Raw genomic sequence first — 10,000 nt, 5'->3', positions numbered from 1 at the left:
CGCCGGTGCGGGTGTAGATCGCGGCGCGCTGGTGCGAGTTCTCGCCGTAGCGCAGCGTCTTCAGTCGCTCGGCCTTCACCGTCAGGTGCGAGGGCAGATCGACCCCGTCGCCGAGGGTGCCCTCGGAGAACCACTGCGCGACGGCCGTGTCGTAGGTGGCGGTGTGCGCGAACGCGCGGGTCGCCAGCTCGCGGCGCTGTGCGAGGTCGGTGCCGCCTGCCTGCACCGATGCGATGATCGCCGGGTACGACTCCGGCGAGACGACGATGGCGACGTTGGCGTAGTTCTTCGCCGCGGCCCGCACCATCGAGGGGCCGCCGATGTCGATCTGCTCGACGATCTCATCCGGCGAGGCGCCAGACTCCACGGTCGCGACGAACGGGTACAGGTTGGCGACGACGAGCTCGAACGGCTCGATGCCGAGGTCCTTGAGCTGCTGCTCGTGGTCCTCCAGACGAAGGTCGGCCAGCAGGCCGCCGTGGATCTTCGGGTGCAGCGTCTTCACGCGGCCGTCCAGCATCTCCTCGACGCCGGTGACCGCGGCGACGTCGGTGACCGGGTGGCCCGCGTTGCGGATGGTCTGCGCGGTCGAGCCGGTGGAGACGATCTCGACGCCGGCGGCGACCAGCGCCGAGGCCAGCTCGACGAGGCCGCTCTTGTCGCTCACCGAGACCAGCGCGCGCCGGATCGGCACCAGGTCGCGGTGGCGGTACAGCGAGGGATCGAGGCGGGGGCCGGCCATGATGATGCTCCTTCGGACGTGCGTTGGTGTTGTGGGTCAGAGAACGAGGTCGCGCGTGGCGATGCGCCGCACGACATCGATGAGCAGGCGCCGCTCGACGGGCTTGATGCGCTCGTGCAGGCTCGCCTCGGTGTCGCCTTCGATCACAGCGACGCGCTCCTGGGCGAGGATCGGGCCGCTGTCGACGCCGTCGTCGACGACGATCACGCTGGCGCCGGTCTGGGAGGCGCCCGCGGCGAGCGCGTCGCGTACGCCGTGAGCACCGGGGAACTCCGGCAGGTAGGCGGGGTGGGTGTTGATGATGTTCGGCGCGTAGCGGGCCACCACGTCCGCCGGCAGCAGGCGCATCAGGCCGCTGAGCACGATGAGGTCGGGCTGCCAGGCGTCCAGCTGCTCGGCCAGCGCCGCGCCCCACTCCTCGCGGCTGTCATACGCCGCGTAGGGGACGGTGAATGCCGGGATGCCGAACTCCTCCGCGTGCGCGAGGCCGTCGGCGTCGCGGTCCGCGCCCACCGCGACCACGCGGGCGGGGAAATCGGGGTGGCTCGTCGCCTCGAGCAGGGCTCGGAGATTCGAGCCGGTACCGGAGATGAGAACGACGAGCGTCAGCACCCGGTCAGTCTACCGGGGCGGTCACGTCCGTTACGCCGCCCGCCGTCTGCTCGCGCCAGCGGTCCAGCCGCTCCTCGGCGAGCTCGTCGGGATGCCGCGGTGCCAGCAGCAGGATGCCGGCGCCGATGAGCACCTCGATGCCGATGGCCAGCGCGAAGGGGCCCGCCGCGGGCCCGGCATCCGCAAGTCTTCCCGGCCCGATGGAGCCGGATGCCAGCGCTGCGGCCAGCGCGGCCACGCCTGCCGAGACGGCGGCGATGCCCGTGGCGATCGCCGCACGCGGCCAGATCCCCGTGCCGATGCGCTCCCACACCAGTCGGGACCGCACCATCCAGCCGGCCAGCGCGCCGCAGGCGATGGGGACCAGCACGGCCACCAGCATCCACATCGACGAGTTGGCGGGGACCAGACCCAGCACCGGGATGCCGGGGACCGGGCCCAGCTCGGTCCCGGCGGGCGACACCGAGGTGCCGGCACCCAGCGCGAACCCGGGGCCCGCGAGCCAGCTGGCCGTCCACACGAGCAGCGTGGGCAGGTAGACCAGGTGGGCGAGCGTGAGCATGCTCGCGCCCAGCACGTCGACGCGGGCGGCCTCGAACAGCGCGATGACCTCTCCCCCGCGCAGCACCGTCATCACGGCGAAGCCGACGGCGGATGCTCCCAGCAGGGCGATGACGACGAAGGTCGCGCCGCGCAGCGATTCGGCCGGCACCGGAGACCAGTCGCCCCATCCGTCGACGACATCGTGCACGCGGTCGACGATCCCGCCGTCGCCCTCGGACCAGGCGCGCTTGATCGCGCCGATGAGCAGGCCCGCGATGTACACGGATGCCGGGATGAGCATGGCCGCCCACAGCGGGGCGCGCAGCACGCTCGAGTGCGCGGTCAGGCCGACCAGCACGCTGATGGTCGCGAACACGACGGCTCCGGAGAGCACGCCGCTGATCCAGGCCCCGGCGACAGCCGCCCGACGGCCGGAGCGCATGCCGAACAGCAGTGTGAACAGCAGGATCGCCAGCGGCGGTACGGAGACCGCGAACGTCGCCGCCTCCTTCGCGATGCCGAGCCCCGACAGCACGGCATCCGGCAGGACCACCTGCAGCGGCACACCGTGGCCGAACTGCCACAGCGTCCCGCTGACCGGCCACAGCGCACCCCAGTCGGCGTTCAGGCCGAACGCGAGCACCCACAGCAGCGTGAACGGCGCAAGCACGGCGACGAGCCCCACGGCGGCCGCGATGACGGCGTCGAGGGCGGCGAGGAGCAGCACGGTGACACGTTGCATGACCCATCGAGCCTACGACGAGCATCCGATACTCCCCGCCGGGCCACGCGACACGATAGATTCTCCTGCGGAGGTCCCGATGACAACTGCCCCTGTGCACCCTGATACCGACGTCGAGCCACGGAACGCGCTCGACAGATTCTTCGAGATCACGAAGCGGGGGTCCACCTTCGGTGCGGAGATCCGCGGCGGCGTGGTCACGTTCGTGACGATGGCGTACATCGTCATCCTGAACCCGATCATCCTGTCGTCCACGCCCGACGTGGTCGGCGACAAGCTCGACTTCCTGCAGCTGAGCGCGGTCACCGGGCTCACGGCCGCGATCATGACCATCCTGTTCGGCCTGATCGCCAAGCTGCCGTTCGGCTTCGCCGCGGGCCTGGGCATCAACGCCTTCCTGGCGTTCTCGGTGGTCGGCGAGGTCACCTGGCCCGAGGCGATGGGCCTGGTGGTCATCAACGGCCTCATCATCGTCGTGCTCAGCGCCACAGGGCTTCGCCGGATGATCTTCGACGCCGTGCCGCTGCAGCTGAAGATCGCCATCACGGTCGGCATCGGCCTGTTCATCGCCTTCATCGGCTTCGTCAACGCCGGCTTCGTGACCGCGGCGGCCTCCCCGCCGGTGGCGCTGGGCGTGGGCGGCTCGGTCGCCACGATCCCCACCCTGATCTTCGTCGTCACGCTGCTGCTGACCGGCGTGCTGGTCGCACGCAAGGTGAAGGGCGGCATCCTCATCGGCCTGGTCTCCGGCACCGTGCTGGCCGTGATCGTCGAGGCCATCTGGCACGTCGGCGCGAAGGGCGACAAGAACCCCGGCGGCTGGGGTCTGTCGATCCCGACCCTGCCGAAGGAGCTCGTGAGCCTGCCCGACCTGTCGCTGATCGGTCACGTCGATCTGTTCGGCTCCTTCGGCCGCGTGGGCGCGGTGGCGGCGCTCATGCTGGTGTTCACGCTGGTGTTCACCAACTTCTTCGACGCCATGGGCACCATGACGGGCCTGGCCAAGGAGGCCGACCTGGCCGACGAGAAGGGCAACTTCCCGCGGCTGAAGTCCTCGCTGATCATCGAGGGCGTCGGCGCCGTCGTGGGCGGCGCGACTTCGGGTTCGTCGAACACCGTGTTCATCGAGTCCGGCGCCGGCATCGGCGAGGGCGCGCGCACGGGATTCGCGAACCTGGTGACGGGCGGACTGTTCCTGATCGCGATGTTCTTCACGCCGCTGGTGTCGATCGTCCCGACCGAGGTCGCGGCCGCGGCCCTGGTGATCGTCGGTGCGCTGATGATGAGCCAGATCCGGTTCATCGACCTGACCGACTTCTCGGCCCTGTTCGGCGTCTTCCTCACGGTCGCCGTGATGCCCATGACCTACTCGATCGCCAACGGCATCGGCGCCGGCTTCATCGGCTGGGTGGTGGCCCGTGCCTTCTCCGGCAAGGCCCGCGAGATCAGCCCGCTGCTGTGGATCGTCACGATCGGGTTCGTGATCTTCTTCGCCCGCGGGCCCATCGAGCTGCTGCTGGCGCACTGACGAGCTCAGATCGCGGAGGGGGTCGGATGCCTGGCATCCGACCCCCTCCGTCATTCCACCCGTAGCCGCGCCTGCTCACGCCACGGCTGTCCCCTGGATGAGGGGCTCGACGGTTCCGAGCACGCCGGGCGCCAGCATCCGCTGCACGTCGACGCGGGCGAAGCCCGCCGCATCGATGGACGCCGCGGTGTCGCGGTGCGGGTCGCAGCCGTGGTCGATGAGCCGCGACAACGGGGCGTAGAGGGCTTGAATCCGGGAGGTCCAGGTACCGGCGTCCGCCGCGACGTGCTCGAAGAACACCATCCGCCCGCCGGGCCGCAGCACGCGGCGGACCTCCGCCAATGCGCCCAGGGGATCGCGCACCGAGCACAGCACCGTGGAGGCGATCACAGCATCCACCGATCCGGCCTGCAGTGGAATGGATTCGGCGGATGCCGTGAGCAGACGCGACTGCGGCCGCCGTGCGAGGCGCTGCCGCAATGCGGGCTCGATGCGACGACGCGGCTCCAGCGCCAGCCATTCGACGTCGGATGCCAGGTGGTCAGCGGCGATCCCGGAGCCGGCGCCGAGGTCGAGCACGACGCCGTGCAGCTGTGGCAGCACGCCGGCACGCCACCGACGGCGCAACTGGGTCGTCATGACATCACCGGGCATCCGGACAGGATAGGTCGAACGCGCGCACTTCTGAAGGGCATCCGCACTTCTGAAGGGCATCCGCACTTCTGAAGGGCATCCGCGTGCTTCCGCGGGGAGCGGATGCCCGGACCGGCCCCTCCCGGACGCAGACGAAGGCCCCGGGGTGGAGCCCGGGGCCTTCGTGTACAGCCTATCTCAGATCAGAGACCCTGGATGATCTCGCGCATCAGCGCGGCGGCCTCGGACGGCGTCTTGCCGACCTTGACTCCGGCGGCCTCGAGGGCCTCCTTCTTCGCCGCGGCGGTGCCCGCCGAGCCGGAGACGATGGCGCCGGCGTGGCCCATGGTCTTGCCCTCGGGCGCGGTGAAACCGGCCACGTAGCCGACGACCGGCTTGGTGACGTGCGCCTTGATGTAGTCGGCTGCGCGCTCCTCGGCGTCGCCACCGATCTCGCCGATCATGACGATGGCCTTGGTCTCGGGGTCGGCCTCGAACGCGGCGAGCGCGTCGATGTGCGTGGTGCCGATGACCGGGTCGCCGCCGATGCCGATGGCGGTCGAGAATCCGATGTCCTTCAGCTCGAACATCATCTGGTAGGTCAGGGTGCCCGACTTGGAGACCAGGCCGATGGGGCCGGTGCCGGTGATGTTTGCGGGCGTGATGCCGGCCAGGGCCTCACCGGGGGTGATGATGCCGGGGCAGTTCGGACCGATGATGCGGGTCTTGTTGCCCTTGGACTTGGCGTACGCCCAGGCCTCGGCGGAGTCGCCCACGGGGATGCCCTCGGTGATGACGACCAGCAGCGGGATCTCGGCGTCGATGGCCTCGATCATGGCGTCCTTGGCGAATGCCGGCGGCACGAAGGCGACGGACACGTCGGCGCCGGACTTCTGCATGGCCTCGGCGACCGTCCCGAACACGGGCAGGTCCACCTCGCCCTCGCCGGGCTTCTCGTGGGTGACGACGGTGCCGGCCTTGCGGGCGTTCACGCCGCCGACGATGTTGGTGCCGGCCTTGAGCATGAGGGCGGTGTGCTTGGAGCCCTGGCCGCCGGTGATGCCCTGGACGATGACCTTGGAGTCCTTGTTGAGGTAGATCGACATTTCTCTTCCTTAGAAAATGGGTCGGTGAGCCTGTCGAACCGTCAGGCGTTCGCCAGCTCGGCGGCCTTGTCGGCGCCCTCGTCCATGCCCGCGGCCGAGGTGACCAGCGGGTGGTTCGCGGCGGCGAGGATCGCACGGCCCTCTTCGACCTGGTTGCCGTCCAGACGGACGACCAGCGGCTTGGTGGCCGCGTCGCCGAGGATCTCCAGGGCCTTGATGATGCCCTCCGCGACGGCGACGCACGAGGTGATGCCGCCGAACACGTTCACGAAGACGCTCTTGACCTGCGGGTCGCCGAGGATCACGTCCAGGCCGTTCGCCATGACCTGCGCGTTGGCGCCGCCGCCGATGTCGAGGAAGTTGGCGGGCTTGACGCCGCCGTGCTTCTCGCCGGCGTAGGCGACGACGTCGAGGGTGGACATGACCAGTCCCGCGCCGTTGCCGATGATGCCGACCTGGCCGTCGAGCTTGACGTAGTTCAGACCGGATGCCTTGGCCTTGGCCTCGAGCGGGTCGGCCGCGGCCTTGTCCTCGAGAGCCTCGTGGTCGGGGTGGCGCACCTCGGAGGCGTTGTCGTCCAGCGACACCTTGCCGTCGAGGGCGATCACGTCGCCCTCCTCGGTGAGGACCAGCGGGTTGACCTCGACCAGCGTCGCGTCCTCGCCCTTGTACACGTCGTACAGCTTGACGAACACGTCGGCGACCTTCGAGACGAGCTCGTCGGGGAAGTTCGCAGTCTTGGCGATCTCGATCGCCTTGGTCTTGTTGATGCCCACGATCGGGTCGACGGCCACGCGGGCGAGAGCCTCGGGCTTCTCGACGGCGAGCTGCTCGATCTCCATGCCGCCCTCGACGCTGCACAGCGACAGATAGGAGCGGTTGGAGCGGTCCAGCAGCACCGAGAAGTAGAACTCCTTGGCGATGCGCGCACCGGCGGCGACCATGACGCGCTTGACGACGTGGCCCTTGATGTCGAGGCCGAGGATGGCCTTCGCCGCCTCGTACGCCTCGTCGGGGTTCTTGGCGACCTTCACGCCACCGGCCTTGCCGCGGCCGCCGGTCTTGACCTGAGCCTTGACGACGACGACGCCGCCGAGCTTCTCGGCCGCTGCCTTCACCTCCTCAGGGGTGTCGGCGACGATGCCGGCGAGAACCGGCACTTCGTACTTCTCGAAAAGGTCTCGTGCCTGGTACTCGTAGAGATCCACAGTGCAGTCCTTCGCTGGTTGCGGCGGATGGGACGCGACAATGCTGTCGGGTTTCGATGATGATTCGATCCGATCCAAAAGCCTACTACCGCTGGCGGGTCGGCCCGAACGGCCGCGACTAGGCTTCACCCTATGCAGCATGCGTCTCAGCCCCACACCGGCGTGGTCGCCGCCGCGCTCGAACTGTTCGCCTCGCAGGGCTTCGACGCGACCTCGGTCGAGCAGATCGCGAAGGCCGCCGGTGTCTCCCGCTCCACGTTCTTCCGTCAGTACGGCGGCAAGGAGGACGTGGTCTTCACCGATCACGAGCAGATGCTGGACGATCTGCGGTCGTTCTTCGACCAGCCGCACGACGACCCGTGGGAGGCCGTGTGCGAGGCATCCGAGCGGGTCTTCGAGTACTTCGTGCGCGATCCCGAGCTGGCCAGGCGCCGCTACGAGATCGTGCGCGAGGTGCCGGTGCTGCGCGATCGGGAGATCGTGACGGTGTTCCGCTACGAGCGGCTGTTCGACGAGTACCTGCGCGATGCGCTGCCCGGCATCGCCCCGATCGACGCTGTCGGCTTCTCCGCGCTGGTGACGGCCGTGCACAACCACGTGCTGCGGCAGCTGCTGCGCGGGCGGAAGGTTCCGGTGTCCACGCTGCGCACCGCGCTGGACGACGTGCGCCGCCGCTACGGCGTGCTGCCGGGCGGGGCGGATGCCGCACCCGATGACGTCGTGGTGGCCGTGTTCCCGCGCTCGATGCCCATCGCGGAGATCTCCCGCCGCGTGCAGGCCGAGCTCAGCTGACGCCGCCCGCCCCCAGGCGGTTCAGTCGTCGCAGCCGCACTTGCCGGCGGCGTTGCGCACCATGAAGCATCGGTCGCAGACGCCGTAGTCGCGCTCCGCGACCGGGGTCGCCTTGGGCATGCGGGGAGCGGATGCCGGCTTCGCGGCAGCCCGGGCGCCGGATGCCCGCGCAGCGGGACGCTTCGAACCCATCGCAGGCAGCGCGCCCGGCTGGGTCACGTAGAAGTACGGCGCACGGCCCTCGCTGGCCAGCAGCGGGAGCGCCCTGCCGCCTACGAGCACCTGCTCGTCCTCGGTGAAGCCGTTGATGTAGGTGCGGCCGATGTGCAGCGGCGCGCCGTCCTTGCGCAGCGCCTCGATGTAGCGACCGCGGTCGATGAAGCTGCTGCTTCCGACGGCATCCGTGACGGCTCCGATGAACTCGTGATTCTCGACCGGGATGCGGTGCGCCCGCAATGCTTCGGCGAGGGATCGGTAGAGGCGGGAGGTTCCTGTGGGGGTCGGCCCCTGTACTTCGTTCATCGTGTCGATTCTCTCACTCGGAGAGCCGGGCGATCGCCGTGAGCGGGCCCGTGGAACACTGGGGGCATGGTGCGGGCGACGGTGATCGGCAGCGGCCCCAACGGGCTCGCCGCGGCGGTGGCGCTGGCTCGCGCCGGCTACCGGGTGGAGGTGCTGGAGGCGGCTTCCACGGTCGGGGGCGGCGTGCGCACGCTGCCGGGACCGCTCCCGGGCTTCGCCTTCGACGTCTGCTCGGCCGTGCATCCGGTCGTGACGTCCTCCCCGTTCTTCCGCGCGTTCGGGATCACCGAGCGCGTGGACTGGATCACCCCGGAGATCTCGTACGCGCATCCGCTGGACGGCGGACGCGCAGCCATCGCCTGGCGCGACATCGATCGCACCGCCGCCGGGCTGGGCGCGGATGCCGCGGCCTGGTACGCGCACGTGCGGCCGCTGGCCCGCCGCATCGACGGCGTCAGCGACTTCACCGGTCATGCGCTGCTGCGCCTCCCCCGCGATCCGATCACGGCAGCGCGGTTCGGCATCCGGATGCTGGAGCAGGGCACGCCCCTGGCGCGGGCCACGCTGCGCACCGAGGCCGGCGCGGCGCTGATGGCGGGTGTGATGGCGCACGCCAACGCCCCGCTCCCCTCACTGGCCGCGTCCGCGGCGGGACTCATGCTGGCCGCCCACGGGCACGCGTCCGGATGGCCGTATCCGCGGGGCGGTGCGCAGCGCATCACGGATGCGCTGATCGCCGACCTGGAGGCTCACGGCGGCAGCATCCGCACGGATGAGCACGTGCGGGACCTCTCCCGACTCGACTGGGGCGACCCCGCTCGAGGGGATCTGCTGCTGCTGAACACCTCGCCGAGGCTCGTCCTCACGCATCCAGACATCCCCGCCGGCTACGCCAGGGCGCTGCGCGCGTACCGCTACGGCCCCGCGGCGGCGAAGGTGGACTTCGCCCTGGACGGCCCGGTGCCGTGGACGAACCCGGATGTGGCGCTGGCCCCGACCGTGCACGTCGGCGGCACGCGCGACGAGGTGTGGGCCAGTGAGCGGGCGGTGGCCCGAGGCTCGGTCAGCGATCGCCCGTACGTGCTGGTCGTGCAGCCCTCGGTGCTCGATGACACCAGGGCTCCGGCCGGCAAGGCCGTGCTGTGGGCCTACATCCACGTCCCGGCCGGATCCGAGCTGGATGCCACGGAGCTGATCACCCGGCAGGTGGAGCGCTTCGCTCCGGGGTTCCGCGATCGCGTGCTGGCGAGCGCGGCGGTGCCGGCATCCGCTCGCGAGGCGATCAACCCCAGCGAGATCGGCGGCGACGTGCTGGGCGGCGCGTTCACGCTGCGGCAGGCCTTCCGCCGACCCGTCCTCTCCCGGTCACCGTGGCGCACTCCGATGCGCGGTGTGTATCTCGCATCCGCCGCCACGCCGCCCGGCCCCGGGGTCTCGGGCATGTCCGGCTGGCTGGCCGCCCGCACCGCCCTCGCCGACGCCCGCCTCCCCCACGAGCTCCCCGACCTGTTCTGACCGTGATGATGGTGGTGGGAGCCCCGCAGCGGTCTTCCTGACTCATGCTCTGACTGA

General features: G+C 70.2%; 9 protein-coding genes and 1 pseudogene. 3 read left to right on the top strand and 7 right to left on the bottom strand.

What is annotated here, in order from left to right; translation table 11 throughout:
- From purH to Q0568_RS02440, 3 genes and pseudogenes are all read right to left on the bottom strand, one after another.
- A pseudogene (gene purH / locus Q0568_RS02450) lies at positions 1–742 on the bottom strand (bifunctional phosphoribosylaminoimidazolecarboxamide formyltransferase/IMP cyclohydrolase); the annotation flags it as partial.
- 36 nt (positions 743–778) lie between these two features.
- Entirely contained in the window at positions 779–1,354 is a 576-nt protein-coding gene (gene purN, locus Q0568_RS02445) for a phosphoribosylglycinamide formyltransferase (RefSeq protein WP_298861683.1), read from the bottom strand.
- Between the two features lie 4 nt (positions 1,355–1,358).
- Positions 1,359–2,639 (bottom strand): DUF6350 family protein, encoded by a 1,281-nt coding sequence (locus Q0568_RS02440; RefSeq protein ID WP_298861680.1) that lies wholly within the window; start codon positions 2,637–2,639, stop codon positions 1,359–1,361.
- A 79-nt stretch (positions 2,640–2,718) separates the two neighbouring features.
- On the opposite strand from Q0568_RS02440, the gene Q0568_RS02435 reads away from it, so the two are divergent.
- Positions 2,719–4,167 carry an NCS2 family permease gene (locus Q0568_RS02435; protein ID WP_298861677.1) on the top strand — a complete coding sequence of 483 codons (1,449 nt, stop codon included), beginning with the start codon at positions 2,719–2,721 and terminating at the stop codon, positions 4,165–4,167.
- Between the two features lie 75 nt (positions 4,168–4,242).
- Here Q0568_RS02435 and Q0568_RS02430 read toward each other — a convergent pair whose 3' ends face one another.
- The 3 genes from Q0568_RS02430 to sucC all read right to left on the bottom strand — a co-directional run bounded on the left by Q0568_RS02430 (position 4,243) and on the right by sucC (position 7,114).
- A complete protein-coding gene (locus Q0568_RS02430; protein WP_298861674.1) occupies positions 4,243–4,821 on the bottom strand; it encodes a class I SAM-dependent methyltransferase in 579 nt (192 codons plus the stop codon).
- Positions 4,822–5,003: 182 nt separating this feature from the next.
- Positions 5,004–5,906, bottom strand: coding sequence for a succinate--CoA ligase subunit alpha (gene sucD / locus Q0568_RS02425; protein WP_298861671.1), 903 nt, complete (start codon positions 5,904–5,906; stop codon positions 5,004–5,006).
- 41 nt (positions 5,907–5,947) lie between these two features.
- Positions 5,948–7,114 (bottom strand): ADP-forming succinate--CoA ligase subunit beta, encoded by a 1,167-nt coding sequence (gene sucC, locus Q0568_RS02420; RefSeq protein WP_298861668.1) that lies wholly within the window; start codon positions 7,112–7,114, stop codon positions 5,948–5,950.
- Positions 7,115–7,246: 132 nt separating this feature from the next.
- On the opposite strand from sucC, the gene Q0568_RS02415 reads away from it, so the two are divergent.
- Positions 7,247–7,906 carry a TetR family transcriptional regulator gene (locus Q0568_RS02415; protein WP_298861665.1) on the top strand — a complete coding sequence of 220 codons (660 nt, stop codon included), beginning with the start codon at positions 7,247–7,249 and terminating at the stop codon, positions 7,904–7,906.
- Positions 7,907–7,927: 21 nt separating this feature from the next.
- On the opposite strand, the gene Q0568_RS02410 is transcribed toward Q0568_RS02415, so the two are convergent.
- Positions 7,928–8,428, bottom strand: coding sequence for a hypothetical protein (locus Q0568_RS02410; protein ID WP_298861663.1), 501 nt, complete (start codon positions 8,426–8,428; stop codon positions 7,928–7,930).
- 66 nt (positions 8,429–8,494) lie between these two features.
- On the opposite strand from Q0568_RS02410, the gene Q0568_RS02405 reads away from it, so the two are divergent.
- On the top strand, positions 8,495–9,943 hold the full coding sequence (locus Q0568_RS02405; RefSeq protein WP_298861659.1) for an NAD(P)/FAD-dependent oxidoreductase: 1,449 nt from the start codon (positions 8,495–8,497) through the stop codon (positions 9,941–9,943).
- The last annotated feature ends 57 nt before the right edge of the window (positions 9,944–10,000 follow it).

The sequence above is a fragment of the uncultured Microbacterium sp. genome (assembly GCF_937927635.1).
Lineage (GTDB): Bacteria > Actinomycetota > Actinomycetes > Actinomycetales > Microbacteriaceae > Microbacterium.
The sequence above is the reverse complement of the archived record's forward strand: the minus strand, read 5'-3'. Positions and strand labels throughout refer to the sequence as shown.

What these genes read in the sequence shown, in the direction of transcription:
- Q0568_RS02440 (WP_298861680.1), bottom strand. Translation starts at nt 2,639, where the DNA reads ATGCAACGTGTCACCGTGCTGCTCCTCGCCGCCCTCGACGCCGTCATC.
- Q0568_RS02435 (WP_298861677.1), top strand. Translation starts at nt 2,719, where the DNA reads ATGACAACTGCCCCTGTGCACCCTGATACCGACGTCGAGCCACGGAAC.
- Q0568_RS02430 (WP_298861674.1), bottom strand. Translation starts at nt 4,821, where the DNA reads ATGCCCGGTGATGTCATGACGACCCAGTTGCGCCGTCGGTGGCGTGCC.
- sucD (WP_298861671.1), bottom strand. Translation starts at nt 5,906, where the DNA reads ATGTCGATCTACCTCAACAAGGACTCCAAGGTCATCGTCCAGGGCATC.
- Q0568_RS02415 (WP_298861665.1), top strand. Translation starts at nt 7,247, where the DNA reads ATGCAGCATGCGTCTCAGCCCCACACCGGCGTGGTCGCCGCCGCGCTC.
- Q0568_RS02410 (WP_298861663.1), bottom strand. Translation starts at nt 8,428, where the DNA reads ATGAACGAAGTACAGGGGCCGACCCCCACAGGAACCTCCCGCCTCTAC.
- Q0568_RS02405 (WP_298861659.1), top strand. Translation starts at nt 8,495, where the DNA reads ATGGTGCGGGCGACGGTGATCGGCAGCGGCCCCAACGGGCTCGCCGCG.